The sequence below is a fragment of the Pseudomonas rustica genome (assembly GCF_049959085.1).
GTDB classification, from domain to species: domain Bacteria; phylum Pseudomonadota; class Gammaproteobacteria; order Pseudomonadales; family Pseudomonadaceae; genus Aquipseudomonas; species Aquipseudomonas rustica.
The window spans coordinates 1,636,536-1,662,180 of the sequence record NZ_CP188200.1 but is presented as its reverse complement, the minus strand read 5'-3'; the positions used below and the strand labels follow the sequence as shown (position 1 = coordinate 1,662,180).

22 protein-coding genes and 1 pseudogene are annotated in these 25,645 nt (G+C 59.4%); 11 read left to right on the top strand and 12 right to left on the bottom strand.

All coding sequences use genetic code 11. The features are described 5' to 3' along the window. Positions 1 to 111: 111 nt before the first annotated feature. From ACP3TY_RS07800 to ACP3TY_RS07790, 3 genes are all read right to left on the bottom strand, one after another. Positions 112 to 897 carry a sulfite exporter TauE/SafE family protein gene (locus ACP3TY_RS07800; protein ID WP_053121848.1) on the bottom strand — a complete coding sequence of 262 codons (786 nt, stop codon included), beginning with the start codon at positions 895 to 897 and terminating at the stop codon, positions 112 to 114. A gap of 211 nt (positions 898 to 1,108) precedes the next feature. After that, positions 1,109 to 2,323, bottom strand: coding sequence for an MFS transporter (locus ACP3TY_RS07795; protein WP_053121850.1), 1,215 nt, complete (start codon positions 2,321 to 2,323; stop codon positions 1,109 to 1,111). A 169-nt stretch (positions 2,324 to 2,492) separates the two neighbouring features. Continuing rightward, positions 2,493 to 3,242 (bottom strand): hypothetical protein, encoded by a 750-nt coding sequence (locus tag ACP3TY_RS07790; protein WP_426619651.1) that lies wholly within the window; start codon positions 3,240 to 3,242, stop codon positions 2,493 to 2,495. A 337-nt stretch (positions 3,243 to 3,579) separates the two neighbouring features. Between ACP3TY_RS07790 and ACP3TY_RS07785 the strand changes: the two genes are divergently transcribed. From ACP3TY_RS07785 to ACP3TY_RS07775, 3 genes are all read left to right on the top strand, one after another. After that, positions 3,580 to 4,728: an aldose epimerase family protein gene (locus ACP3TY_RS07785; RefSeq protein WP_053121854.1), complete on the top strand. Its 1,149-nt coding sequence runs from the start codon at positions 3,580 to 3,582 to the stop codon at positions 4,726 to 4,728. 242 nt (positions 4,729 to 4,970) lie between these two features. Then, a complete protein-coding gene (locus ACP3TY_RS07780) occupies positions 4,971 to 5,792 on the top strand; it encodes an aldo/keto reductase (protein WP_426619650.1) in 822 nt (273 codons plus the stop codon). 25 nt (positions 5,793 to 5,817) lie between these two features. Beyond that, positions 5,818 to 6,288, top strand: a complete 471-nt coding sequence (locus ACP3TY_RS07775; protein WP_053121859.1) for a DUF1810 domain-containing protein — start codon at positions 5,818 to 5,820, stop codon at positions 6,286 to 6,288. Here the strand turns inward: ACP3TY_RS07775 and ACP3TY_RS07770 are convergent. Continuing rightward, positions 6,253 to 8,613 carry a DNA polymerase II gene (locus tag ACP3TY_RS07770; protein WP_426619649.1) on the bottom strand — a complete coding sequence of 787 codons (2,361 nt, stop codon included), beginning with the start codon at positions 8,611 to 8,613 and terminating at the stop codon, positions 6,253 to 6,255. The two genes, ACP3TY_RS07775 and ACP3TY_RS07770, sit on opposite strands and share 36 nt — an antisense overlap. A 330-nt stretch (positions 8,614 to 8,943) precedes the next feature. Between ACP3TY_RS07770 and ACP3TY_RS07765 the strand changes: the two genes are divergently transcribed. Continuing rightward, the gene (locus ACP3TY_RS07765) at positions 8,944 to 9,384 is read left to right on the top strand and encodes a CBS domain-containing protein (protein ID WP_426619648.1); all 441 of its coding nucleotides are present in this window, start codon (positions 8,944 to 8,946) and stop codon (positions 9,382 to 9,384) included. Positions 9,385 to 9,514: 130 nt separating this feature from the next. On the opposite strand, the gene ACP3TY_RS07760 is transcribed toward ACP3TY_RS07765, so the two are convergent. Continuing rightward, positions 9,515 to 10,138 (bottom strand): glutathione S-transferase N-terminal domain-containing protein, encoded by a 624-nt coding sequence (locus ACP3TY_RS07760; protein ID WP_426619647.1) that lies wholly within the window; start codon positions 10,136 to 10,138, stop codon positions 9,515 to 9,517. 201 nt (positions 10,139 to 10,339) lie between these two features. On the opposite strand from ACP3TY_RS07760, the gene ACP3TY_RS07755 reads away from it, so the two are divergent. From ACP3TY_RS07755 to ACP3TY_RS07740, 4 genes are all read left to right on the top strand, one after another. After that, entirely contained in the window at positions 10,340 to 10,861 is a 522-nt protein-coding gene (locus ACP3TY_RS07755) for a DUF3455 domain-containing protein (protein ID WP_053121866.1), read from the top strand. Between the two features lie 145 nt (positions 10,862 to 11,006). Next, the gene (locus tag ACP3TY_RS07750; RefSeq protein ID WP_426619646.1) at positions 11,007 to 11,543 is read left to right on the top strand and encodes a sigma-70 family RNA polymerase sigma factor; all 537 of its coding nucleotides are present in this window, start codon (positions 11,007 to 11,009) and stop codon (positions 11,541 to 11,543) included. After that, a complete protein-coding gene (locus ACP3TY_RS07745) occupies positions 11,540 to 12,232 on the top strand; it encodes an anti-sigma factor (protein WP_426619645.1) in 693 nt (230 codons plus the stop codon). The genes ACP3TY_RS07750 and ACP3TY_RS07745 overlap by 4 nt, the downstream gene beginning before the upstream one ends. Before the next feature lie 304 nt (positions 12,233 to 12,536). After that, positions 12,537 to 13,016, top strand: a complete 480-nt coding sequence (locus ACP3TY_RS07740) for a hypothetical protein (protein WP_426619644.1) — start codon at positions 12,537 to 12,539, stop codon at positions 13,014 to 13,016. A 70-nt stretch (positions 13,017 to 13,086) separates the two neighbouring features. Here ACP3TY_RS07740 and ACP3TY_RS07735 read toward each other — a convergent pair whose 3' ends face one another. Next, positions 13,087 to 14,178: a DUF1615 domain-containing protein gene (locus tag ACP3TY_RS07735; RefSeq protein ID WP_401239751.1), complete on the bottom strand. Its 1,092-nt coding sequence runs from the start codon at positions 14,176 to 14,178 to the stop codon at positions 13,087 to 13,089. Between the two features lie 271 nt (positions 14,179 to 14,449). Between ACP3TY_RS07735 and ACP3TY_RS07730 the strand changes: the two genes are divergently transcribed. Both ACP3TY_RS07730 and ACP3TY_RS07725 read left to right on the top strand, forming a co-directional pair. Then, on the top strand, positions 14,450 to 16,654 hold the full coding sequence (locus ACP3TY_RS07730) for a TonB-dependent receptor (protein ID WP_426619643.1): 2,205 nt from the start codon (positions 14,450 to 14,452) through the stop codon (positions 16,652 to 16,654). 274 nt (positions 16,655 to 16,928) lie between these two features. Further along, the gene (locus tag ACP3TY_RS07725) at positions 16,929 to 18,464 is read left to right on the top strand and encodes an FAD-dependent monooxygenase (protein WP_212545686.1); all 1,536 of its coding nucleotides are present in this window, start codon (positions 16,929 to 16,931) and stop codon (positions 18,462 to 18,464) included. A gap of 126 nt (positions 18,465 to 18,590) precedes the next feature. Here ACP3TY_RS07725 and hemB read toward each other — a convergent pair whose 3' ends face one another. After that, positions 18,591 to 19,565 (bottom strand): porphobilinogen synthase, encoded by a 975-nt coding sequence (gene hemB, locus ACP3TY_RS07720; RefSeq protein ID WP_053121880.1) that lies wholly within the window; start codon positions 19,563 to 19,565, stop codon positions 18,591 to 18,593. 225 nt (positions 19,566 to 19,790) lie between these two features. Then, positions 19,791 to 20,489, bottom strand: a complete 699-nt coding sequence (locus ACP3TY_RS07715) for a glutathione binding-like protein (RefSeq protein ID WP_212545685.1) — start codon at positions 20,487 to 20,489, stop codon at positions 19,791 to 19,793. 342 nt (positions 20,490 to 20,831) lie between these two features. On the opposite strand from ACP3TY_RS07715, the gene ACP3TY_RS07710 reads away from it, so the two are divergent. Then, positions 20,832 to 21,506 carry a hypothetical protein gene (locus tag ACP3TY_RS07710; RefSeq protein ID WP_053121884.1) on the top strand — a complete coding sequence of 225 codons (675 nt, stop codon included), beginning with the start codon at positions 20,832 to 20,834 and terminating at the stop codon, positions 21,504 to 21,506. 110 nt (positions 21,507 to 21,616) lie between these two features. On the opposite strand, the gene mnmH is transcribed toward ACP3TY_RS07710, so the two are convergent. The 4 genes and pseudogenes from mnmH to ACP3TY_RS07690 form a co-directional block, all read right to left on the bottom strand. Next, positions 21,617 to 22,720, bottom strand: a complete 1,104-nt coding sequence (gene mnmH / locus ACP3TY_RS07705) for a tRNA 2-selenouridine(34) synthase MnmH (RefSeq protein WP_426619642.1) — start codon at positions 22,718 to 22,720, stop codon at positions 21,617 to 21,619. Then, a complete protein-coding gene (gene selD, locus ACP3TY_RS07700) occupies positions 22,720 to 23,754 on the bottom strand; it encodes a selenide, water dikinase SelD (protein ID WP_426619641.1) in 1,035 nt (344 codons plus the stop codon). The genes mnmH and selD overlap by 1 nt, the downstream gene beginning before the upstream one ends. A gap of 207 nt (positions 23,755 to 23,961) precedes the next feature. Next, positions 23,962 to 24,207 (bottom strand): annotated as a pseudogene (locus ACP3TY_RS07695) (autotransporter domain-containing protein); the annotation flags it as partial. A 62-nt stretch (positions 24,208 to 24,269) separates the two neighbouring features. Further along, entirely contained in the window at positions 24,270 to 25,541 is a 1,272-nt protein-coding gene (locus ACP3TY_RS07690; RefSeq protein WP_426619640.1) for a reprolysin-like metallopeptidase, read from the bottom strand. Positions 25,542 to 25,645 lie beyond the last annotated feature (104 nt).

Here is a 25,645-nt window from a genome sequence, read left to right as displayed (position 1 = left end):
TCAAGATCAAAAGATCGCAGCCTTCGGCAGCTCCTACACGGGATATTCAGCAGCGCAGAACTTGTGGTGAGTAAGTCCCACAAGGTTGTTCCAATGCAAAAACCGGGTTGATCAGAACGCCAGCTTGTAGCCGATCAACACCAGCATCGTCGCCAGGCACGGGCGCAGGACTTCGTCGGAAATGCGTCCGGTCAGGTGGCTGCCGAGCCAGATGCCCGGCAACGAGCCGATCAGCAGAAAGCCCAACACACCCCAATCCATATTGCCCATGCTCGCGTGACCGAGGCCTGCCACCAATGTCAGCGGTACGGCGTGAGCGATTTCGGTGCCGACCAGACGACGGGTTGGCAGCAGCGGGTAAAGAATGAACAGCGCCACGGTGCCGAGCGCACCCGCGCCGATCGAGGTCAGCGCGACCATGGTGCCGAGGATCAAACCCGTGATCACCGTCAACACGTTCAGGCGCGAACCGCTCGGGTTGTAGTTGCCGCCGGCGCGTTTGTGGGCGAATGCGAGCAGGCGTTTTTTGAAGAAGATCGCCAGCGCGGTGGCGAACAACACAAAGCCCAGGGCTTGCTTGATGATGGCGTTCATCGCATCCGGCGCGGTGTGCAGGGTGCTGAGGAACCACAAAGTCATCGCCACCGCCGGCACGCTGCCGAGGGTCAGCCAGCCGGTGATGGCCCAATCGATGTTCTTGTTCTTTTTGTGCACCAGCACGCCGCTGGATTTGGTAATGGCGGCGTACAACAGGTCAGTGCCCACCGCCGTTGCCGGGTTGATGCCGAACCACAGCAGGATCGGCGTCATCAACGAACCGCCGCCGACACCGGTCATGCCGACGATAAACCCCACCACCAGCCCGGCGATCACCAGGCCGAAATTTGCCAATTCCATTAAACCGTCCACAAAAACGACAGGAAAAATCTGGCCCGCAGCATAGCGATTTTTCTTATAACCACATATATCAATGCGGTCTATCGTTATGCCCCAACGCACCATTCCCCCTGTAGGAGCTGCCGCAGGCTGCGATCTTTTGATCTTGTTTTTCAATACCGCACATCAAAAGATCGCAGCCTGCGGCAGCTCCTACAGAGAGACTGCGTTGTCAGTGCTGGCGGCGGCCCGGTTTGAAGCTGTGGTTGCTGTTGATCCAAACGGTAGCGAGCGCGATCAGCGAGAGAATCAGCAGCGCCCACGGAAACGACATCGCCCCCGCTCGATCCAGCAACAAGCCACCAAACAAGCCGCCGCCGGCAATCGCTACGTTCCACGACGTGGTGAGCATCGCCTGCACCACGTCGACGTGATCGCCCGCCGAGTCCGCCGCGGCGGTCAGCAGCAACGTCGCCGAGCCGCCAAAGGACAAGCCCCACACCGCCATGCACGTGTAAATCAGCCACGGTGACGGCGCCAGCAGCGCCAACACCAGCGCGGTCACGGCAAACACCGCAAGGCTGATCAACGTCAGCCAACGCAGCCAGCGATCGACCAGCATGCCGATGATCCAGATGCCCACCAGCGAGCACAGGCCAAACACCAGCAACACCAGATCAACCCGTTCGGCCAATCCGGCCTGCATCAGAAACGGCGCTATGTAGGTGTAGAGAATGTTGTGGCCGAGCATCCACGTCAGCACCACGAACAGCACCGGTCGCACACCCGGCAGACGCAACGATTCGAGCAGCGGCAGGCGTTCTTCGCTGGTTTGCCCCGGACGATCCGGCACCGCAATGACGATCCACGCCGCCAACACCAGTGCCAACGCCGACATGATGCCGAACGAAGCACGCCAGCCAATCAGATTACCCAGCCATGTTCCCGCCGGCGTGCCTAATGACAGCGCCACCGGCGTGCCAAGCATAGCAATCGCCAGCGCTCGGCCCTGTTGATGCACCGGCACAATTCCGCGCGCATAGCCGGCCATGATCCCCCACGACAGCCCCGCCGCCATGCCGGCGAGAAACCGCGACGCGAGGGTCAGGCCGTAATGGCTGGAAAACGTGGTGACGGTGTTAAACACCAGAAAACCGCCGACGGTCATCAACAGCACCCGCCGCCGAGGCCAGCCGCGCGTGGCGACGGTCAGCGGAATCGCCGCGACAATCGAGCCCAGCGCGTACAGCGTCACCAGTTGCCCGGCGAGCACCTCGCTGACATTGAGCCCGGCGCCGATTTGCGGCAGCAGGCCGGCTGGCAGGGTTTCGGTGAGGATGGCGATGAAACCGGTCATGGCGAACGCCAGCAACGCGGCATAAGGCAATTTGTCCGAGCGGACGGCGCGGTCAACGCGAGTGAAATCGGCGCTTGCGGGGTCGGTCATGACGGGTGCAGCTCCCTTTGAGTCAAAGTTGACGATGGATTGTATACAAACAATCCGACCGCCACTCTACCCTGTAGGAGCTGCCGAAGGCTGCGATCTTTTGACGTTGACCTTCAAAAACAGATCAAAAGATCGCAGCCTTCGGCAGCTCCTACAGGGGTGAGAGCGCTTATTGAACGGGGAGGAAATTCAGGAACAGAAGGCTCTGCGCGTAATTCAAACCAATCCGCCGGTAGCGCTCATCAAGCATCTGCGTGATCAGATCCAGCCGCGCGACGATTTTGCCGAACTCGGTGGCAAAGCTGAGGTTGCTGCCCTCTTCGGAAATCTCATTGGAGAACAGCAATGGCTGGCCGTCCTTGTTCTGCCGTTGCGACAGAATCCACGTGGCTTTTTCGATGTTGCGCGCGGCGTTGTGGACGAAGGTCGGGTTGATCGCATCGGTCATGTAGAACTCGGTGCGATTGCCATGGGCGGTCACCAGCATGCTGCCGATCGCATAGATGAACGCGCCGACGCGGTCACCGCGAAACTCCGGGCTCATCGCGTAGCTCAGCGCCGCGAGATCCTTTCTTCCGCCGAGCACCGGTAATGGCTGCTGCTGTTCAACGGCCAGACGCACCTGTTTCACCGCCACGCTGATACTGAGGAACCCCGATTTTTTCAGCTCTTCTGGATTGCGCAGGTACAGCTTGCCCATCAGGCGGTAGAGGCTGTTGAGGTTGTCGCGCATTGCCAGCGTGGCCATACGGTCGACGCTGGTCTGCATGAATTCCTGCGGCTGGCCGTCACGCATCTGCGCGAAAAAGCCGTTGCCCTCCTGATGGCTGCAACCGCTGAACAACAGCAATGACAGACAGGCGAGCGGCAGGCACGGTCGGCGAAAAAGGTCGGCAATCAGCTGAAAAACTGTCGGCATGTAGTCTCGAACAGGCACATTCCTGTGCGGCGGGGGTCACCGCATCCTGGCCATGGATAGAGCCGGGAAATTCGAAAAAGTGCAGTGTGCGAGCGTTGATCCGACCTTTGGCGCTGATCCCCACATCAATTAGTCAGACTTTATTTTGGCAATAAACGATTCATCCGCTATAAATATTCTTCCTACTCACAGATAGCATGACTATTAACCACCCTGTAGGAGCTGCCGAAGGCTGCGATCTTTTGCTTTTATAAAGATCAAAAGATCGCAGCCTTCGGCAGCTCCTACAGGGGAATCCGCGCTGCTTTGAAAACAACAACAAAAAGGAAGGTCAACCATGCTTCAATCCCGACACCTGCTCTCCGGCCTCGGACTGTCCCTGATGATCGCCACCCTTTCCGCCAATGCCGCCGGCCTCAGCGCCGAGCACAAAGCCTTCGGCAAAACCAATGACGGCACGCCCGTCGAGCAATACATCCTGCGCAACAGCCACGGCATGCAAGCCACCGTCATCACCTACGGCGCGACCCTGCAATCGCTCTTGGTGGCGGACAAACACGGCAAGTTCGATGACGTCGTGCTCGGCTTCGACGATGTGCAGGGTTATCAGAAAGGCACCGCGTACTTTGGCGCGACCATCGGCCGTTTCGGCAATCGCCTCGCCGAAGGCGCGTTCGAACTCGATGGCAAACGCTATCAAGTGCCGCAGAACGACAAGAGCAACGCGCTGCACGGCGGCACCTTGGGTTTCGACAAGAAAGTCTGGAAAGCACAGGAAACCAAGGACAAGGATTCGGTCGGCGTAACCCTGACGTATCTGTCGGCGGACGGCGAAATGGGCTTTCCCGGCAACCTCACCACCGAGGTCACCTATCGCCTCACCGACAACAACGAACTGCGCATCGACTACAAGGCCAACACCGACAAACCGACGGTGCTCAACCTGACCAACCACAGTTACTTCAACCTCGCCGGCGCCGGTAATGGCGACATTCTCAAGCAGGTCGCGACCCTGTACGCCAGCCATTACACGCCGGTGACGGCCAAACTGATCCCGACCGGTGAACTCGCGCCCGTTGCGGGCACGCCGATGGATTTCACTAAACCGACGGCCATCGGCACGCACATCAAGGCTGATCATGAGCAGCTGAAATTTGCTGAGCCGAAACAGGGTGGATTTGATTTCAACTGGGCGCTGGATACCAAGGGCGATGTGAGCAAAGTCGCCACTGAAGTAAGCGATCCGCAGTCGGGGCGGCATTTGCAGTTGTTCACTACCGAGCCGGGTGTGCAGTTTTATACCAGTAACTTCCTGGATGGCACGGTCAAGGGTAAGGGCGGCAAGGTGTATCCGCACTGGGGCGCGTTTACGTTGGAAACGCAGCACTATCCAGACTCGCCTAATCAGCCGAACTTCCCGAGTACGCGACTGGATCCGGGGCAGACTTACAACCACAGCGTGGTGTTGAAGTTCTCCGCCAAGTAAAAGCGAAGATCAAAAGATCGCCGCGTGCCGCAGCTCCTACATTTGATCGTTCCCGCGCTCCGCGTGGGAACGCAGCCCGGGACGCTCCGCGTCCCAACAGCGGACGCAGAGCGTCCATTGATGCATTCCCACGCAGAGCGTGGGAACGATCGATAAAAGCGCCTCATCTGCAAGCTTTCGGAACCCCTGGGCTATCCTGCTGCCCACTTAAAGGTATCGACTCTTTCAGATAGGAGGTTTGAATGCGTACCCTCGAATTGGCCGGTGTGCAGGTTCCAGTCATTGGTCAGGGCACCTGGCGCATGGGCGAAGACCGTTCGGCGCACAAGCGTGAAGTGGCGGCGTTGCGCACGGGGATCGAGCTGGGCATGACCCTGATCGACAGCGCCGAAATGTACGCCGAGGGCGGTGCCGAATCGGTGGTCGGCGAAGCGATTGCCGGTCTGCGCGATCAAGTGTTTCTGGTGAGCAAGGTCTACCCGCATAACGCCAGCCGCAAAGGCATCCCGCAAGCCTGCGAGCGCAGTCTGCGCCGCCTCGACACTGATTACATCGACCTCTATCTGCTGCATTGGCGCGGCCAGTATCCGCTGGAAGAAACCGTCGAAGCCTTCGAACGTCTGCGCGAAGAAGGCAAGATCGGCCGTTGGGGCGTCTCCAATTTCGACGTCGATGACCTCGAAGAACTCTCCAGTTCGGCCTGCGCCACCAATCAAGTGCTCTACAACCTCGAAGAGCGCGGCATCGAATTCGATCTGCTGCCGTGGTGCCAGCACCAGCGGATGCCGCTGATGGCTTACTGCCCGATCGGCCAGGGCGGCGCGATGCTGGCTGAGCCGGTGCTGAAACAGATTGCCGCTCGTCACGGCGTTACCCCCGCGCAGGTTTCGCTGGCGTGGATTCTGCGTCAGGATGGTGTGATTGCGATTCCCAAGGCTGTGCGAGCCGAACACGTGCAACTCAATGCACAAGCGGCGCAGCTGCAACTGGAGGCCGGGGATCTGGCGGCGCTGGATCAGGTGTTTCAAGCGCCACAACGCAAGCAGCGGCTGGCCATGGTCTGAGCCGCCGACTGGCGAGGGCTTCGCGATGAGAAGCACGGATCAGAACGACCCGTTCAACCTGCAACGTTTTGTGCTGGCCCAAGACTCGGTGTTCGAGCGGGTGCAGCGCGAACTCGAAGACGGCCGCAAACGCAGTCACTGGATGTGGTTCGTCTTCCCGCAGTTCGCCGGTCTGGGCGGCAGTGAAATGTCCCGACGCTACGCCATCGGTTCGGCCGAAGAAGCGCAGGCCTACCTCGACCATGAACTGCTCGGCGCCCGCTTGCGCACCTGCACGCAGTTGGTGCTGAACGTGCGCCAGCGTTCAATCGCGGAGATCTTCGGTCATCCCGATGACCTGAAATTTCATTCATCGATGACACTGTTCGCGCAGTTCAGCGCCGACGACAGCCTGTTCGCGCAGGCGCTGGAGCGCTACTTCCACGGCATTCTCGATGAATGGACGCTGCAACTGCTCGACTCAAAACAGGCCCAGTTGCCCACCGATCAGGGTTGAGAAATCGTCGTCGACAAACGGCAGAATCGCGTCGGCCACCGGTTGCAGCTGCCGGGTGATGTAGTGGTCATAATCGATGGCCGCGCGGCGCACTTCCAGCGGCTCGGGGCCGGCCAAGGTGATGACGTAACTGATCCAGCCGCCGTTCTGGTATTGCCGTGGCCGACCGTGCTGCGTGTTGTAATCGTCAGCCAGCCGCGCCGCGCGCACGTGAGGCGGCACGTTGCGTTCGTAGTCGTCGAGGGTGCGGCGCAGGCGTTTGCGGTAAATCAGCCGATCATCGAATTCACCGGCGAGGGTTTTGCGCACGTAGTCGCGCACGTAATCCTGATACGGCTTGCGCTGGAAAATCCGCTCGTACAGTTCCTGCTGAAATTGCCGGGCCAGCAGCGACCAGTCGGTGCGCACGGTTTCCAGGCCTTTGTAGACCATTTCATCGCTGCCGTCGGCGCGGGTGACGAGGCCGGCGTAACGCTTCTTGCTGCCCTCCTCCGCGCCACGGATGGTCGGCATCAGGAAGCGTTTGTAGTGAATTTCGAACTGCAATTCGAGGGCGCTTTCCAGCCCGTACTCATCGCGCACATGCTCGCGCCACCAGTCGTTGACGTGCTTGACCAGCGCCTGGCCGATCTTTGCCGCTTCTTCCTGAGCATGCTGACGGCGCAGCCAGACGAAGGTGGAATCGGTGTCGCCATAGATCACCGCGTGGCCCTGCTCTTCGATCAACTTGCGCGTGCGCAGCATGATTTCGTGGCCGCGCAGGGTGATCGATGAGGCCAGCCGCGTATCGAAAAAACGACAACCGCTGGATCCGAGCACGCCGTAAAAGGCGTTCATGATGATTTTCAGCGCTTGCGACAGCGGGGCGTTGTGCTCGCGTTTGGCGGTCTCGCGACCCTCGGCCACCCGCGAGACGATCGACGGCAGGCAATGACGGGTGCGTGAGAAGCGCGCGCCACGGAAACCCGGTACAGAGTCAGCGTCGTCCGGGTGTTGCAAGCCTTCGATAAGGCCCACCGGATCGATCAGAAAAGTGCGGATGATCGACGGGTACAGGCTTTTGTAGTCGAGCACCAGTACCGACTCGTAAAGACCTGGTTGTGAGTCCATGACGAAGCCGCCGGGGCTGGCCTGCGGCGGGTTGGTACCCAGATTCGGCGCGACGAAACCCTGTCGGTGCATCAGCGGCATATACAAATGCGTGAACGCGGCGACCGAGCCGCCGCTGCGATCCGCCGGCAATCCGGTGACGCTGGCGCGCTCCAGCAGAAAAGTCAGCAACTCGGTTTTGGCAAAGATCCGCGTGACCAGTTCGCAGTCCTTGAGGTTGTACTTGGCCAGCGCCGGTTTGTCTTCGGCGAACATGCGGTTGATTTCGTCCATGCGCTGGTACGGGTTGTCGATGGCCTTGCCCTCGCCGAGCAGGGTTTGCGCAACGTTTTCCAGACTGAACGAGGGGAAACTCCAGGTCGCCGAACGCAGGGATTCGATACCGTCGATGATCAACCGCCCCGCTGCCGAAGCGAAATAGTGATTGCGGCTGCCGTGCTCACGCCACTGCATTTCTTCGCCGCCACGGCCGATTTTCAGTGGTACTCCGAGGCGTCGCGCGTGTTCGTGGAGGATGCGCAGGTCGAACTGCACAACGTTCCAGCCGATGATCGCGTCGGGGTCGTGCCGCGCGAACCAGTCATTGAGTTTCTTCAGGATGACGGTGCGCGAGTCGCAGTATTCGAGATCAAAGTCGACGATGCTGGCGTTACCATTCGGTGCGCCGAGCATGTACACCTGACGCTCGCCACAGCCTTCCAGGGCGATGGAATACAACTCGCCATTTTCGGTGGTTTCGATGTCGAGGGAGACCAGGCGCAGTTTCGGTCGGTAATCCGGTGCGGGTTTGAAGTGGGCGTTGAGCAAGGTGCCGTCGGCGTCCGCTGTGCCGCTGAAGAATACCGGCGCGGTGATGAAGCGCTCCATCAGGTAGCGTTCCGGTGGGCGCACGTCGGCTTCGTAAACGTCGACGCCGGCGCGGGTGAGCGCGGTTTCGAGGCGCATCAACTGGCCGTGTTGCTGGCAATACAAGCCGAGCACCGGACGATGTTCGAAGTCCTGCAGGGCCAATGGGCGCAGTTCGACGTTCTTTTCGTCGTGCAGCAGGCGTTCGGCCGCCTCGCGCTGTTCAGCGGGGATAAACGCCACCGACGGTTGATGCGGCAAGCGCACACGACGCGGCCCGGCGTCGGTCGCCAACCAGAACTCGACTTCGGTGCCGGCCGGCGTATCACGCCAATGCCGGGTCAGGACGAAGCCCTGCGGTAAATCCACCACTGCAACCTCGGGTATTGAAACAGAGGGGCATTCTACGCTGCCCTTCCCGAGATAACCCCATTCCCTGTGGTGAGGGAGCTTGCTCCCGCTGGACTGCGCAGCAGGCCCAAACCATGCATTCCCGATTCATCTGACACACCGCGCGGGCTGGTTTTGCGACTGCTTCGCAGCCGAGCGGGAGCAAGCTCCCTCGCCACAAAGTTAGAGGTAAACCTTAAAAACCCCGGAAATGACGTTTTTTGCGTGCTATCTGCCGCTTTGTCACCTTGCCCTGCGCCTCAGGGTCTACGATGCTTGGATAACAACGACAACACCTGAGTAACCGCCATGAAGACCGTCGCCCAACTGCTCAAGCTCAAAGATCAGAAAAATCAGGAAGTGCACCGGATCAAACCTGATCACATGGTGCTCGAAGCGCTGATGAAGATGGCCGAGAAAAACGTCGGCGCCTTGCTGGTGGTGGAGAACGATGAAGTGCTGGGCATCATCAGTGAGCGCGATTACGCCCGTAAGCTAGTGCTGCATGGCCGTTCGTCGGTGGGTACGCCGGTGCGCGACATCATGGTCTCGCCGGTAATCACCGTCGATACGCACCAGACCGTCGACACGTGCCTGGGCATCATGTCCGACAAGCGTCTGCGCCATTTGCCGGTGGTGCAGGATGGCAAGTTGATCGGGCTGCTGTCGATTGGTGACCTGGTCAAGGAAGCCATTGCCGAGCAGGCTGAGCTGATCAAACAGCTGGAGCAGTACATTCGCGGGGAGTAGTCCCCGAAGGCTCCGCCGCCCCCTGTAGGAGTGAGCCTGCTCGCGAAAGCGGTCTGTCAGCCACCTGTTTTTTGACTGACAGACCGCTTTCGCGAGCAGGCTCACTCCTACATTTGGTTTTGCGTCGGGCTCAGGACGGCCAATGCCGGGCAAACACCGGGGCCAGTACCGGATGCCGGTCAATGCGTTGCAGCCACGCGTAAAACCCCGGCCGCGTCTGGCGCAAATGCTCGCGGCTCCCCGCCCAGCGCGTCACCACCGCTGCCAACACATCCAGCGCGCCCGGCGTTTCGTCGTCCAGGTACAGTTCGGCGGAGAACTGGTCGGCAAACACTTCCCAACTCCAGTGCAATCGCTCACGGGCACCGGCCATCAGGTTCTGTCGCGACGCTTCGTCGGGCATCAATAGCCAGCGTTCGGGGTAGTCGATCACGCCAATTGCTGCGTAACAATTGCTGACGATATAAACCATGCCGCGAGTCGCTTGGTCACGCTCGGCGGCCTCGACTGGCAGCAAACCGGACTTGGGAAAGGTTAAGCCAAGGTGAATCAGAATCGCCGCGCTTTCGGTCAGCGCACTGCCGTCGGGCAATTGCAGGGTCGGGATCTGTTTCAGCGGATTGAGCTTGGCCAGCGCCTCGGCGGCCTCGCTGCTGGCTTCGATATCGATGAAGCGATAGGCGATCTGGCACAGCTCCAGCGCCGCTTCGATGGCGGCTGCGCCGGAATTTCGATGTCCGTAGAGTTGATACATAGCTCCCCCCTTTCGATTGGTTATCCGCCCACTTCAGTTGTAGTGCATTTGCAGCCTTTGGGTCTACCTCCCTGCCCAGTGGGGCTTCAGGGTGTTTGAAATTTATTTTTCAGGCACTGCATCCAAACCGCTCCGCCACGGGTATTCCCTGTAACAGCCCTCCTCGGCTGCCAGCGGTTTACCCTTTTCGGAGAACACCTGATGAACATCACCCAACTGATTGGCTTCACCGGTTTGCTCGCCGTCACCTCGACGACCTTCGCCCAAAGCAGTTATCCCGATGCGATCAAAGTGCCGGACGGCCACAAGATCGCCATGGAAACCACCGGGGTTGGCGAGATTACTTATGAATGCCGTGACAAACCCAACGCCGCCGGGCAGACCGAGTGGACGTTCGTTGGCCCGAAAGCGGTGCTCAATGATCGCAGCGGCAAGCAGGTCGGCACTTATTTCGGCCCGCCGGCTACGTGGCAGGCCAAGGACGGTTCGAAAGTCACCGGCACGCAACTGGCCGTAGCACCGTCGACACCGGGGAACCTGCCTTATCAACTGGTCAAGGCCAACCCTGCTGAAGGCAAAGGCGCGATGAGTGGTGTGAGTTATATCCAGCGCGTTGCGCTCAAGGGCGGCGTGGCGCCGGGCAGTGAATGCACGGCGGCGAACAAGGGCAAGCAGGAAGTGGTGAAGTATCAGGCCGATTACATTTTCTGGGCCGCCAACTGATCACATGCTTTTGTAGGAGCCGAGCTTGCTCGCGAAAGCAGTAGGTCTGTGACGCACGGGTCAACTGACATACCGCCTTCGCAAGCAAGCTCGGCTCCTACAAGGTTCTGTGTTGTTTTGGGGAATGTGAGCTAGATTGCACGACATGCCTTTAGCCGAATCCGAGTTCGATTACCAAGCCCGCCTCGCCGCCTGTGCCCGGGGCGAGCGTGCGGCTCTGCGCGATTTGTATGTGCAGGAAGGCCCGCGTCTGCTCGGCGTGGCCAAGCGGCTGGTGCGAGACACGGCGCTGGCGGAGGACATCGTCCATGAGGCCTTTATCAAAATCTGGAACGGTGCGGCGGGTTTTGATCCGGCGCGCGGTTCGGCGCGCGGCTGGATGTTCAGCGTGACCCGCCATCTGGCGCTGAATCAGTTGCGCAATCAGGCGCGGGAAACGCCGTTCAACGAAGCGCATGAAATGCCTGCGCACGACGATGATGCGTTCGACGCCCACGCGCATTCGGCGCGCATTCACCGTTGCCTCGAACAACTGGAGCCGCAGCGCCGCCACTGCATCCTTCACGCCTACGTCGACGGCTACAGCCACGCGCAAATTGCCGCGCGCCTCGACACGCCGCTGGGCACCGTCAAAGCCTGGATCAAGCGCAGCCTCACTGCGCTGCGGGAGTGCATGGGATGACCATTGAATCGGCGCAGGATCGTGATGAACTGGCCGGCGAATATGTGCTCGGCACCCTGTCGGCCGAGCAGCGCATCGAGGTGCAACAACGCCTGCAGCATGACGCCGATTTGCGCGCCGCCGTGGACGCCTGGGAGCGGCGTTTGCTGGAGCTGACGGATCTTGCCGAGCCGCAGCAACCCTCGGCGCAGTTGTGGCGGCGGATCGAACGCAGTGTAGATCGGCTGACGCAGACAGCGCCGGCGACGTCCTGGTGGAATCTGTTGCCGTTGTGGCGTGGGTTGACCGCTGCCGGTCTGGCCGCGACGTTGGTGTTGGGCGCGATGTTGCTGACCCAGACCACGCCGAAGCCGAGTTATCTGGTGGTGCTGGTGGCGCCGCAGGACAAAGCGCCGGGCTGGGTGATTCAGGCGAGCGACTCGCGGGAGATTCAGTTGATTCCGCTGGGCGTGGTCGAAGTGCCGGCGGACAAGGCGCTGGAGTTCTGGACCAAGGCCGATGGCTGGCAAGGCCCGGTGTCGCTGGGCTTGGTCAAACCGGGCGAGGCGTTGCGGGTACCGCTGGATAAACTTCCGCCGCTGCAAGCGAATCAGTTGTTCGAGTTGACGCTGGAAGGCGCCAATGGTTCGCCGATCGGCAAACCGACCGGGCCGATTCAGGCGATTGGCCGCGCAGTAAAAGTCCTCTGAAGTCCCCGGTAGGAGCTGCCGAAGGCTGCGATCTTTTGCTCTTGCCCTTTCAAATCAAGATCAAAAGATCGCAGCCTTCGGCAGCTCCTACACGGGTGCGTGTCAACCATCATTGCTGTCGATCTTTTGATTTTGCCCTTTCAAATCAAGATCAAAAGATCGCAGCCTTCGGCAGCTCCTACACGGGTGCGTTTCAACCATCATTGCTGTCGATGTTCACCATCACGTCAATGAAGTTCTCATAAAAAATCCGCGGCGTAACATCAGCTCCATACCAACCAACAACACCCCGGAGCACACCATCATGAAACGCCAGACTCTTCTCAGCATCGCTTTCTCGGTCTTCGCCGTTAACGCTTTCGCCGCTACCCCAACCCACACGATGATCGCCGCCGACGGCTCGGATCGTCTGTACCAGAACGCTGTTGCGGCAGATGGTTCCGATCGTCTGCAAGGCAACACCGTCGCTGCTGATGGCTCGGATCGTCTGCAAGGCAACACCGTCGCTGCTGATGGCTCGGATCGTCTGCAAGGCAACACCGTCGCCGCTGATGGCTCGGATCGTCTGCAAGGCAATACCGTCGCCGCCGATGGTTCGGATCGTCTGCAAGGCAACACCGTCGCTGCTGATGGCTCGGATCGTCTGCAAGGCAACACCGTAGCCGCTGATGGCTCGGATCGACTGCAAGGCAACACCGTCGCCGCTGATGGTTCGGATCGTCTGCAAGGCAACACTGTCGCTGAAGGTGGCTCTGATCGTCTGCTTGAACGCCGCGCTGTCTGAATGACTCGCGTCATCGCAATAACCCAGAGAAACCCGGCTCCCGCAGCCGGGTTTTTTATGTCCGCTTGATTTAGTTGGCCTTGGCCATGCAGCGCTTGTAACGCTCGTCCACGCGTTTGGCGAACCACGCGGTGGTGAGTTTGCGGGTGATTTTCGGGCTCTGCAGGACGATCCCCGGCAACACCGCACGCGGCAGAGTTTTACCCTCGGCTTTTTCTGCCAGTTCAAAGACTCGTTGATAGAGTTTGGTCTCTTCGAACTCCAGTGTTTTGCCCTTCTCCAGTTGATCGCGAATGGTTGGGTTACGCATACCCAGCGATTTGCCGAGGGTGCGCACCGCCAGTTCGGTGCTGCCGGGCATGATCGAGTCGTAACGAATCAGGTCGCCGTCCAGCGCCAGCGGAATGCCCGAAGCGCGGCTCACCGCATTTTGAAACGCGGCGTTGCGACTCGCGTACCAACCGGCATTGAAATCGGCGAAGCGATACAGCGGCTCGCGGTAACTCACCGGGTAACCGAGCAAATGCGCGATGCCGAAATACATGCCGCCGCGACGGCTGAACACCTCGCGGCGAATCGTGCCGTCTACCGGGTACGGATAATCCTTGGCGTGTTGCTCGGCAAATTCGATGCTGACCTGCATCGGCCCGCCGGTGTGCACCGGGTTAAAGCCGCCAAACAACGTGCGGCCCATGGGCACCCTGCCGATGAAGTCGTCGAAGATTGCGCTCAACTCCTTCTCGCTGCGCGCGGCGTTGAGGCGTTCGCTGTAGGTCTTGCCATTGGTTGAATTCACCTGCAACGCGCCGCTGACCAGCAGGCTGGGGATGTGCACTTTGCCGGCGCGACGATCGATTTCGTCGCGGGCGATTTTGCCCAGACCGGGTACGGTGGGGTCAGCCTGAAAAGTGGATTCCTGCTCGGCCACGGCCAGCACAGAGCAGATATTTTGTGTGGTCGGGCTGATGTTTTGCGCGGCGAAAGCGGCATAGATATCGGTGGCCCAGCCTTGGCGATCGGCGATTTTAGCGGGCATCAGCCGAACGATTTCGGCCTTCACTTCATTCGGCGCACGCGGTGCAGGTTCGTCGCTGCGCTGACTGGCGCAACCGGCCAGCACGAGCATGGCGGCGAGGGTGATCAGTAATCGAGGGGTGTGCATGGCGCTCCTTCCAGTCCGTTGAGCCGCGATCACCATACACAATCCGTGTAGGAGCTGCCGCAGGCTGCGATCTTTTGATTTTGATTTTAAAAAACCAGATCAAAAGATCGCAGCCTTCGGCAGCTCCTACGGGTGTTATGGGGAGTACTGACAAACTGATTGCAAAACGTGACTGAGAAAACCTATCATTTGCACCTGGAGTCGCATTTGCGCAAGGAGTTCCCGCGCCGCCCTAACTTTTCTCACCGGCCGTGCGCCTCCAGGTACAACAATGCCCGCTCCAGCCCGACTCGCCGTCCCGTTCCGCCCGACGTTGCTCGCCCTGCTGTGCTCCCTGACCGTTACCGCTCACGCCGCCGAAGGTGATAGCAAAGAGCTGGTGCTCGACAACGTCAACATCAACGCCCAAGCCCCGACACCCAACGCCCTGCCCCCGGTTTACAGCGGTGGTCAGGTCGCGCGTGGCGGTCAGCTCGGCGTGTTGGGCAATCAGGACATGATGGACGTGCCGTTCAGCGCTGCGTCCTACACCGAGCAACTGATTCAGGATCAGCAAGCCGAAGACGTCGCCGACGTGCTGCTCAACGATTCGTCGGTGCGTCAGGCGTCGGGTTTTTCCAACCAGTCGCAGGTGTTCATGATTCGTGGCCTGCCGCTCAATGGCGACGACATTTCCTATAACGGCCTCTACGGCGTGCTGCCCCGGCAGATCATTTCCACTGACGCCCTTGAGCGCGTGGAAGTGTTCAAAGGCCCGAACGCCTTTATCAACGGCGTGACCCCGACCGGTTCCGGCATCGGCGGCGGCGTTAACCTGCAACCAAAACGCGCCGGCGACGAGCCGCTGCGTCGCTTCACCACCGACATCAACAGCGAAGGTCGCGTCGGTCAGCACTTCGACATCGGCCAGCGTTTCGGTGAAGACAACCGCTTCGGCGCGCGGATCAACTTGTCGCAGCGCGAAGGCGATACCGGCATTGATCACGAAAACCAGCGCTCGAAACTGTTCGCCATCGGCCTCGATTATCGCGGCGATGCCCTGCGCCTGTCCGGCGACTTCGCCTATCAGAAAGAACGCGTCAATGGTGGCCGCAACTCGGTCAACCTCGGCACCGCCACGCACATTCCGGACGCGCCATCGGCTGACACCAACTACGCGCCGAAGTGGGGCTACACCGACATCGAAGACACTTTCGGCATGCTCCGCGCCGAATACGATCTGAACGATAACTGGACTGCCTACGCTGCCGGCGGCGCCAAGCACACCCGCGAAGTCGGGCGCTACAACTCGACCACGCTGGTTGGCAACAACGGTGCTTCGTTCACCACCGGTTCGTTCATCCCCCACGACGAAGACAACACCAGCGTCATGGCCGGCCTCAACGGCAAATTCGACACTGGCGCGGTCAGCCACAAGCTCAACTTCGGCCTGACCGGCATTTGGGCAGAACAGCGCAGCGCTTATGACTTCGACCTGACCAAATACGCCAACAACATCTATCACCCGGTGCAAACACCATCGCCGGTCGGTAACTTCTCTGGTGGCGACAACAGCGATCCGGGCATCGTCGGCAAGACCTTCAACCGCAGTATCGCGCTGTCCGACACCCTCGGCTTCTTCGATGATCGCCTGCTGATCACCGCTGGCCTGCGTCGTCAGCAACTGGTCGTACAGGGTTACAGTTACGCCAGCTACGGCAGCGGCCCGCGCTCTTCGAGCTACGACGAATCGATCACCACGCCGGTTTACGGCATCGTGTTTAAACCGTGGGATCACGTGTCGTTCTACGCCAACCACATCGAAGGTCTGGCGCAGGGCCCGACCTCGCCAACCAGCAGCGGCGGCTTCCGCGTGACCAACGGCAACGAGGTTTACGCACCGGCTCGCTCCAAGCAGACCGAGGCTGGGGTGAAAGTCGACATGGGCACGTATGGCGCGAGCCTGGGTGTTTACCGTATCGAGCAACCGAGCGACGGTTACTGCGAGATCGACAGTGCGACCACTTGCACCTACGTGCGTGAGGGCGAGCAGGTCAACAAAGGCGTGGAAATGAACGTCTTCGGCGAGCCGATCAGCGGTCTGCGTTTGATCAGCGGCCTGACCTTGATGGACACCGAACTGAAAAACACCCAGAACGGCGCCAACGACGGCAACCGGGCGATTGGCGTGCCGACGTTCCAGTTCAACGCTGGCGCGGATTGGGATGTGCCGGGTCTGCAAGGTGTTGCGCTGAATGCGCGGATGCTGCGTACCGGTGGGCAGTATGCGGATGCGGCGAACAACCTGAGCCTGCCGACGTGGAACCGTTTCGATGCGGGCGCGCGGTATGCGTTCAAGGTGTCGGAGAAGGACGTGACGTTGCGTTTGGGCGTAGAGAACCTGGCGAACAAGAAGTACTGGGAATCGGCTCAGGGCGGTTACCTGACGCAGGGTGAGCCGCGGGTGGCGAAGTTGTCGGGGACGATTGATTTCTAAGCCTGAAAAGCCCCTCACCCTAGCCCTCTCCCGGAGGGAGAGGGGACTGACGGAGGTGTTTTTTCGAGGTACGCCGACGTGTGCCACCGAGTTGGACGCACAGTTTGAAAAGCCCACAAATCGGCTCCCTCTCCCTCGGGAGAGGGCTGGGGTGAGGGGCCCGGATCTACGCCACGCATCAGCCCCCAAGCCGAACACCGACCATCTGACCAATCCACTGGCCACCCTCTCCTTCTGATCCATACTTGCTGCACCCCATGCAGAGGACTCTCTCATGCACCGCAGCGACGTATTGATCACCGGCGCTGGCCCCACCGGTCTGGTGCTGGCCCTGTGGCTGAGCAAACTCGGCGTACGCGTGCGCATCATCGACAAGACCTCCGCCCCCGGTACCACTTCACGGGCACTGGCGGTGCAGGCGCGAACACTTGAGCTGTACCGGCAACTGGATCTGGCCGACACCATCGTGCGCAACGGCCATCGGGTCGCGGCGGCGAATTTCTGGGTCAGTGGCAAACCGGTCGCGAAGCTGCCGCTGAACCGTATCGGCGAGGGCCTGACGCCCTACGCATTTGTCGAAATCTTCCCGCAGGATCAACACGAAAAACTGCTGATCGAACGCCTCGAAGACTACGGCGTCACCGTCGAGCGCAACACCACGCTGGAGAGTTTCACCGAGAATGGCGATGGTCTCACTGCGCATTTACGCCTGCCCGATGGCGAGCAGGAGATCTGTCAGGCCTGTTATCTGGCCGGCTGCGACGGCGCCCGTTCGGTGGTGCGCAAAGCCCTCGACGCCGGTTTCCCCGGCGGTACTTATCAGCAGATTTTCTACGTCGCGGATGTGCAGGCCAGCGGCCCGGCGATGAATGGCGAGTTGCACATCGATCTCGACGAGGCAGATTTTCTCGCGGTCTTCCCACTGGCCGGCGAAGGCCGCGCGCGGTTGATCGGCACCGTACGTGATGAGCGGGCGCAGCGCGCGGAGACGCTGGAGTTTTCCGACGTCAGCAGCCGCGCCATCGAACATCTGAACGTCCATGTTGAAGATGTCCATTGGTTCTCCACCTATCGCGTGCATCACCGCGTCGCCGAGCACTTTCGCGGTGGCCGGGCGTTTCTGCTCGGCGATGCCGCGCACGTGCACAGCCCCGCTGGCGGGCAAGGCATGAACACCGGCATCGGCGATGCGATCAATCTGGCGTGGAAACTGGCGGCGGTGCTCAGCGGCGCGGCCACGCAGGAGTTGCTCGACACTTACGAAACCGAACGCATCGCCTTCGCCCGCAAACTGGTGTCGACGACCGATAAAGTTTTCAGTTTCGTCACCGCCGAGGGACGTCTCGCCGACCTGCTGCGCACGCGGCTGGCACCGTTCGTGATTCCGAAAATGGCCTCATTCGAGGCCAGTCGTGAATTCCTCTTTCGCACGGTTTCACAAGTCACTCTCAACTATCGCGGCATGCCGCTGAGCCAAGGCGTGGCCGGCCATGTGCACGGCGGTGACCGCTTGCCGTGGGCGCATGATGGTGAGGGGGATAATTACGAACCGTTGCGCCAGCCGTGCTGGCAGGTGCATGTGTACGGCGACACCAGCGACGAGATGATCGCCTGGTGCAATGAACATCATCTGCCGCTGCATGTGTTCGACTGGCGCCCGGCGTTTGAAACAGCGGGATTGGGGCGCAACGGCTTTTACCTGCTGCGCCCGGATACCTATGTGGCGATTGCCGATAACAGCGCGGATCCGAAGGTGATTGAACGCTACTTCCGCGATCACGGCATCCGGCCCTACTTCAACTGCCCCTGACCCAGCACAAATCCCCTGTAGGAGTGAGCCTGCTCGCGAAGGCGTTGTATCAGTCAACATCAATGTTGACTGATACAACGCCTTCGCGAGCAGGCTCACTCCTACAGTTTTGATTTGCGCTGTTGCTTAGATCCCGGCCAGGGCCAGGTCCATCGCGAAGTAGGTGAAGATCAGATCCGCACCGGCACGCTTGATCGCGCCCAGGCTTTCGCGCACCACACGATCCTCATCAATCGCACCCGCCTGCGCGCCGAACTTGATCATCGCGTACTCGCCGCTGACCTGATACGCCGACAACGGCAAGTTCGAGGCTTCGCGGATGTCGCGGATGATGTCCAGGTACGCACCGGCCGGTTTGACCATCAGTGCGTCGGCGCCTTCCTGCTCATCAAGCAGCGACTCACGCAGTGCTTCGCGGCGGTTCATCGGGTTCATCTGATAGCTTTTGCGATCGCCCTTCAGCGCGCTGCCACCGGCCTCGCGGAACGGGCCGTACAGCGCCGAAGCGAATTTGGTCGAATAGGCCATGATCGGAATTTGGGTGAAGCCGGCCGCGTCCAGCGCCTGACGAATCGCCCGCACCTGACCGTCCATCGCTGCCGATGGCGCGATCACATCAGCGCCAGCGCTGGCCGCGGCCACGGCTTGCTTGCCGAGGTTGATCAGGGTCTGGTCGTTGTCGACTTCATGGTTGTGCATCACGCCGCAGTGGCCGTGATCGGTGTATTCGCAGAAGCAAGTGTCGGACATCACGATCATGTCCGGCACAGCGTCTTTGGCGATGCGCGACATGCGCGAAACCAGACCGTCTTCGCGCCAGGTGTCGCTGCCGTTGCCGTCCAGATGATGCGACACACCAAAGGTCATCACCGATTTGATGCCGGCGCGCGCATAGCGCTCGATCTCGCTGGCCAGTTTGCGCTCGGGAATACGCATCACGCCGGGCATACTTTTGATCGGCACGAAGTCGTCGATTTCTTCTTCGACGAAGATCGGCAACACCAGGTCGTTCAGGCTGAATTCGGTTTCCTGGAACAGACTGCGCAGGCTCGCATTGCGGCGCAGACGGCGGGGACGTGCTTCGGGGAACTGACTGGACATGGGGCCTTTCCTGAAAAAACGGCAGATGAGACGAAAGTCGTAGGGGGCGAAGCTTATGCCTTGCGGGGGGTGAGGTACAAACCTGGATCAATCAAGAGAGCGTTACCGGGTACGCAATAATCCCTGATCCTGTAGGAGCTGCCGAAGGCTGCGATCTTTTGATGTTGATTGTTAACAAGATCAAAAGATCGCAGCCTTCGGCAGCTCCTACAGGGGATAGGGGTGTCAGGAGGGGATGGTCAGGCCGCGGACGACGGCCGGGCGGGCGAGGAATTTCTCCAGCACGCGCGTGACATTCGGGAAGTTCTGAATGCCCACCAGATCTCCGGCTTCATAAAACCCGATCAAGTTACGCACCCACGGGAACGTGGCGATGTCGGCGATGGTGTAGCGCTCGCCCATGATCCAGTCGCGGCCTTCGAGCCGGCCGTTGAGCACGTTAAGCAGACGCTTGCTTTCCTCGACGTAACGATCGCGCGGACGCTTGTCCTCGTAATCCTTGCCGGCGAATTTGTTGAAGAAACCCAACTGACCGAACATCGGCCCGATACCGCCCATCTGGAACATCAGCCACTGGATGGTCTCGTAGCGCAGCGCGCCTTCCTGGGCCAACAGCTGGCCACTCTTGTCAGCAAGGTAGATCAGGATCGCGCCGGATTCGAACAATGGCAGTGGCTCGCCTTGCGGGCCGTGAGGGTCGAGGATCGCCGGGATCTTGTTGTTCGGGCTCAGCGACAGGAACTCGGGGGACATCTGATCCTGCGTGTCGAAGCCCACGCGGTGCGGCTCGTAAGGCAGGCCGATCTCTTCGAGCATGATCGAGACCTTGACGCCGTTGGGAGTCGGCAGGGAATAGAGCTGAATCCAGTCAGGGTACTGCGCCGGCCATTTCTGGGTGATCGGGAACGCGGACAGATCGGTCATGGGAAGCATCCAGTCACAAATGAAAGCCTGATCATAATGTAGGAGCTGCCGCAGGCTGCGATCTTTTGATCTTGAGCCTTCAAGCAAGGTCAAAAGATCGCAGCCTGCGGCAGCTCCTACATCAACCGTAACATTCTGTCGTTAACCTTCCACCTAGCCATTCGTGGTTGCCGTTAGAGTGCTGCGCACTCGAGAAAATCGAACCAAATCGGGTTCAGAGGACTCTGAGCTAAGCCTTTCGCAATGGAAGCGCACTACGACAGGGAACACACCCGGCGCTGGAAGCCCGCGGTGTAAAGGTTTGTCAGCCTTAACCGGACATGCTGAAGAACCTTTTATTTGATGACGAACCTTATGCGTTTCGCCAAACATTTCAAACATCGCGCGTACATGATCCTGCCGTCGTTGATGGCGGTCAGTGCGCTGTTCCTGTCGCTTGAATCCAGTGAAAGTCGCGCGCAACCGGCGGACGGTACGCAGACCCTGGTGTTCCTGCGCCACGCGGAAAAACCCGAGGGTGGTCTCGGCCAGCTTAATTGCCAGGGCCTGAACCGCGCGATTGATCTGTCGACCCTGCTCCCGGAAAAATTCGGCAAGGCCGATTACGTATTTGCCGCCAATCCGACGCGCAATGTCGAGGAAGGCGAGCTGGACAACTCTTACAGCTACATTCGCCCGCTGATGACCATCAGCCCGGCGGCGATCAAGCTCGGTCTGCCGGTGAACATCGAGTTCTCCGCCAATGACACCAGCGATCTGGCCCGCGAACTGACGGCCGACAAGTATCACAACTCGACGATCTACACGGCTTGGTCACACGGTTACTTGCCGGAACTGATCAATAAAGTCGCGGGCAATGCGGTGGGCGGTAAGCAGAGCATTACCGATGACTGGTCGGGCGACGATTTCGATTCGTTGTATGTACTGACGTTGACCTGGCACAACGGCAAGGCCAGTTTGCAGAGCCACAGCTACAAGCAGGGGCTGGATCATGGCAAGGAAACTTGTCCGACCTGAGTTTTGTGGTGCCTGATCTGGCCTCTTCGCGAGCAAGCTTTGCTCCTACAGAATTTGCGTAAACCTTGTAGGAGCAGAGCTTGCTCGCGAAGGGGCCAGCTGCTCCAACCTCATCCTTTCTGACTCACCCGCCCCCGCAAATACTCAATCACCGCCCCGCTCTCACCGGCAAACTCGATCCGCCCGCCCTTCTTCTCGCGCTGAAACACATACATCGGGTCGTAATACTCGCGCAGCATCCCCTCGATCCAGGCGCGATGCAGATCCACCGACCCGCTCCGCCCCTGCTCGATCAGCGCCTCCTCCATCAACACCAGCAAGCGCCGATGCCGCTCGCCACCGAGACGCTTCTGCACATTGTTCAGGCTTTCCAGCAGCCGCTCCGAGAACAAGGTAAAACCCTCCTCCCCGTGCAGCGCCACAAATTCCGCCGACAGATCCACCACGTAATCACGCAGGATCCGCTCGACGCGATCTTCGAAACTGTCTTCCAGCCAGACCATCGGGTACTGCTGCATGCCCTGATACAACGGCAGCGGCAAAGCACAACTGCCGACCACCCGGCTCTCATCCTCGAGCACGAACTGCTTGATGCCGGCAGCACGCTTTTTGAGGATGTCGATGGCCAGACGGTTTTCAAAATCGATGTTCGACGGTTGCCCGGTGGCGCGTTTGCCGAAACTCGAACCGCGATGATTGGCGTGGCCCTCCAGATCGAGACCATTGCGCAACTGCAACAGCACTTCGGTTTTACCGGTGCCGGTCATGCCGCCCAGCAAAACGAAATCACATTGCGCGATAGCTTGCTCAGTGGTGTCGATGAGGAAGTTGCGCATCGCCTTGTAACCACCGCCGACGCGCGGATAGTCGATGCCCGCCTCATCACGCAGCCACTGCTGAGTGATCTGCGAACGCAGGCCACCGCGAAAACAATAGATAAACCCTTCAGGATGGGCCCGGGCGAAATCGGCCCAGGCCTGGATGCGCTCGGCCTTCACCGCACCGGACACCAATTGATGGCCCAACTCGATGGCCGCCTGCTGGCCGTGTTGCTTGTAGCAGGTGCCGATCTTCTGCCGTTCGAGGTCGTTCATCAGCGGCAGGTTGATCACGCCGGGAAACGCGCCTTTGTGAAACTCGACCGGCGCGCGGGCATCCATCAGCGGCCGGTCGTTGAGGAAAATATCGTGGTAGTCGGTGCAGTCGCGGAGCATCAAATCACCTCGACTGCGTTCGTCTGTCGCTCAACCAGTTCGCCGATCGGCGCCAGGTTCAGACCCAGTTCGGCGGCGACGGCGAGGAATTCGTCATTGCCCTCAGGCGTCACGGCAATCAACAGACCGCCGCTGGTTTGCGGGTCGCACAGCACGCGTTTGTGCAGCTCCTGCACGCGGCCGACCTTGCTCGAATAGCTGTCGAAATTGCGCAACGTGCCACCGGGCACGCAGCCCTGATCGAGGTAGTACTCGACGCTGTCCAGACGCGGCACCTTGTCGTAGGCGATGCGCGCCGTGAGCTGGCTGCCGTCAGCCATTTCAACCAGGTGGCCGAGCAGGCCGAAACCGGTGACGTCGGTCATCGCCGTGACGCCGGCGAGTTTGCCGAAGCGGCTGCCGGGTTTGTTCAACGTGCACATCCAGTCACGGGCCACGCCGACGTCAGCGGCGCGCAATTTGCCCTTCTTCTCGGCGGTGGTGAGGATGCCGATCCCCAGCGGTTTGGTCAGGTACAACAGGCAACCGGCGGTAGCGGTGTCGTTGCGCTTCATGTGGCGTTTTTCCACGAGACCGGTGACGGCGAGGCCGAAAATCGGCTCTGGTGCATCGATCGAATGCCCGCCCGCCAACGGAATCCCCGCCGCGTCGCACACCGCGCGTCCGCCACGAATCACTTCGCGCGCGACTTCCGGCGCCAGCACATTGACCGGCCAGCCGAGGATCGCAATCGCCATCAACGGATCGCCGCCCATCGCGTAGATGTCGCTGATCGCGTTGGTCGCGGCAATGCGGCCGAAGTCGAACGGGTCGTCGACGATCGGCATGAAAAAGTCGGTGGTCGAGACCACACCGCGCTCGGCATCGATCTCGTACACCGCCGCGTCATCACGCGAGGCATTGCCGACCCACAGTTTCGGATCAAGGTTCTGCGCACCGCTGCCGGCGAGAATCACCTCCAGCACCTGCGGGGAAATCTTGCAGCCGCAACCGGCACCGTGGCTGTATTGGGTCAGACGAATCGGCTCGCTCATGGGAATGTCTCTGGCAGTGAATGGGGCGGATTCTAGCAGAGCGCGGACAGCCGAACGGGGCAGCCAAGAAATCAAAAGATCGCAGCCTTCGGCAGCTCTTACAGGGAAACGCAAATCCCAACTGTAGGAGCTGCCGAAGGCTGCGATCTTTTTGATCTTGAAAAAAAACCGCCCTTGCGGGCGGTTAAACAGGTGCTTCAACCATAATCAGAAACCCAGACTAAAGCTCACCGTCATCGCATGGTCATTGTTGTCATTCGACAGTTGCCCCGAATAACCAATGCCCAGTTTGCCGGTCGGGCTGATCTGGAAGTCGACGCCCGCTTCGACGATCGCGCTGTCCTTGGCGATCGGCACGCCTTGGGTGCTGAACGAGGCGCCGCCGTCGATGAAGGTCAGGTCAGCGTCGGGTTTGGTGTCGCCGAAGGCATGGCGCCAGCCGATGGCCGCGCGGGAAGGCTGCGCTCCTCAGTTCGCAAGACTGCAAACTTATGACGACACAATATCTTCCCAAGTCAAGGATAAAAATCCCGCACCGTTGCCCAACGCTCAAAAAGTCGACGAGCCACATCATGATATTGCTCTGTCCCCAGTGGAACGCCCTGGTAGGTAACACGCGGATTTGACCATTGATTAATACTTGAACACGCCTGAGTAGGGCACGCATAAGACATAACGGTTCTGAACTTTCCGGGAATACGATACCCGTTCGCATACGATGGATTCGTCACAGGAGTACCCGGTTCCCAATTATGAGCAGCCCCCATGTTATGTCCCAACTCATGATGAAACGTGTAATTGGATATACACTTTCTCTGCGTTAACGAGAACGCGGATGCAAAGCTAGCTGACATGTAGCCGAGACCGCAAACATCATTTGCAATCTCCGTAATCAACACCACCAAATCCGCTCGATGTGCATTGCGTGATTGCGCTACTGGCCCGCCCAATGTTGCATGGTTTACATTCTGAATATTAGGAAGATCAATAGTCGAAGCACCCGATTCATTATAATTAGAGTTATATCGCCCCGCATACTCAAATGTACCGTAAATACCGGTTGCCGCATTAGCTTGATTCGCCGAAGAAAAAGCGTTGGCAATTTGCGCCTCGCTAAGACCTCTGGATTGGACAGTGGTCACAATCAAAACACGTATGGGGCCCGTGGTATCTGGTGAAGCACCCAAAGGCTGTGCTGGCTCAACGACTCCTTTCAAGGCAATGGGTTCGCCTTCAGGTGCAAATTTCGACTCGTCCACCTTCACCAACACATGCTGTCCATTTTCCACTTTTTCAAGAGTATAAATCTGGCCCGCCACCCGCAGCGTCCCGTAGAGTTCGTCACCATCACGCACGATCGTTGCTGAATTTAAAGAATCAAGATCAACCTCTTCGTCAGATGGAAACCGTTTTTTTCGATCAGACGGAACCTCACCTATCCAGACATCCAGCCCCTTGTCCGACTTTTCAAATTTATTCAGATGATAAGAAACACTCTTATCGTCTGTGAGTGGAATACTAACCTCTTGAGTTCCTGAGGCGACCAATGAGGGATTGACCTTTACCAGTCGCACTTCAGCGCTCGTAGAGGCAGCAAGTAACTCCGCCAGCTTGCCCGTAGCGCGGGCTTGCATCGTCGTTCGCTCCATAGCGGGCTCAAGCTTGAATAACTGATTATCTACATCCGCACTACTGGAGGCCGAATAAAAAACAGTTGCCATCACCAGCCCCATGACTGGTACTGAAATGGAAATATTCGTGTTTGCGCCATTTTGATTTCGGATCATAATAAAACTCCATTTATATTAACCACCGGGACAACTGGAGTTATCTAAAACCATTCCGACATCTACCACAACTGTCAGATCTTACAGGGTGTTTATATATGCAG

Coding starts and splice junctions, on each gene's coding strand:
- ACP3TY_RS07800 (WP_053121848.1), bottom strand. CDS start 897: ATGGAATTGGCAAATTTCGGCCTGGTGATCGCCGGGCTGGTGGTGGGG.
- ACP3TY_RS07795 (WP_053121850.1), bottom strand. CDS start 2,323: ATGACCGACCCCGCAAGCGCCGATTTCACTCGCGTTGACCGCGCCGTC.
- ACP3TY_RS07790 (WP_426619651.1), bottom strand. CDS start 3,242: ATGCCGACAGTTTTTCAGCTGATTGCCGACCTTTTTCGCCGACCGTGC.
- ACP3TY_RS07785 (WP_053121854.1), top strand. CDS start 3,580: ATGCTTCAATCCCGACACCTGCTCTCCGGCCTCGGACTGTCCCTGATG.
- ACP3TY_RS07780 (WP_426619650.1), top strand. CDS start 4,971: ATGCGTACCCTCGAATTGGCCGGTGTGCAGGTTCCAGTCATTGGTCAG.
- ACP3TY_RS07775 (WP_053121859.1), top strand. CDS start 5,818: ATGAGAAGCACGGATCAGAACGACCCGTTCAACCTGCAACGTTTTGTG.
- ACP3TY_RS07765 (WP_426619648.1), top strand. CDS start 8,944: ATGAAGACCGTCGCCCAACTGCTCAAGCTCAAAGATCAGAAAAATCAG.
- ACP3TY_RS07760 (WP_426619647.1), bottom strand. CDS start 10,138: ATGTATCAACTCTACGGACATCGAAATTCCGGCGCAGCCGCCATCGAA.
- ACP3TY_RS07755 (WP_053121866.1), top strand. CDS start 10,340: ATGAACATCACCCAACTGATTGGCTTCACCGGTTTGCTCGCCGTCACC.
- ACP3TY_RS07750 (WP_426619646.1), top strand. CDS start 11,007: ATGCCTTTAGCCGAATCCGAGTTCGATTACCAAGCCCGCCTCGCCGCC.
- ACP3TY_RS07745 (WP_426619645.1), top strand. CDS start 11,540: ATGACCATTGAATCGGCGCAGGATCGTGATGAACTGGCCGGCGAATAT.
- ACP3TY_RS07740 (WP_426619644.1), top strand. CDS start 12,537: ATGAAACGCCAGACTCTTCTCAGCATCGCTTTCTCGGTCTTCGCCGTT.
- ACP3TY_RS07735 (WP_401239751.1), bottom strand. CDS start 14,178: ATGCACACCCCTCGATTACTGATCACCCTCGCCGCCATGCTCGTGCTG.
- ACP3TY_RS07730 (WP_426619643.1), top strand. CDS start 14,450: ATGCCCGCTCCAGCCCGACTCGCCGTCCCGTTCCGCCCGACGTTGCTC.
- ACP3TY_RS07725 (WP_212545686.1), top strand. CDS start 16,929: ATGCACCGCAGCGACGTATTGATCACCGGCGCTGGCCCCACCGGTCTG.
- hemB (WP_053121880.1), bottom strand. CDS start 19,565: ATGTCCAGTCAGTTCCCCGAAGCACGTCCCCGCCGTCTGCGCCGCAAT.
- ACP3TY_RS07715 (WP_212545685.1), bottom strand. CDS start 20,489: ATGACCGATCTGTCCGCGTTCCCGATCACCCAGAAATGGCCGGCGCAG.
- ACP3TY_RS07710 (WP_053121884.1), top strand. CDS start 20,832: ATGACGAACCTTATGCGTTTCGCCAAACATTTCAAACATCGCGCGTAC.
- mnmH (WP_426619642.1), bottom strand. CDS start 22,720: ATGCTCCGCGACTGCACCGACTACCACGATATTTTCCTCAACGACCGG.
- selD (WP_426619641.1), bottom strand. CDS start 23,754: ATGAGCGAGCCGATTCGTCTGACCCAATACAGCCACGGTGCCGGTTGC.
- ACP3TY_RS07690 (WP_426619640.1), bottom strand. CDS start 25,541: ATGATCCGAAATCAAAATGGCGCAAACACGAATATTTCCATTTCAGTA.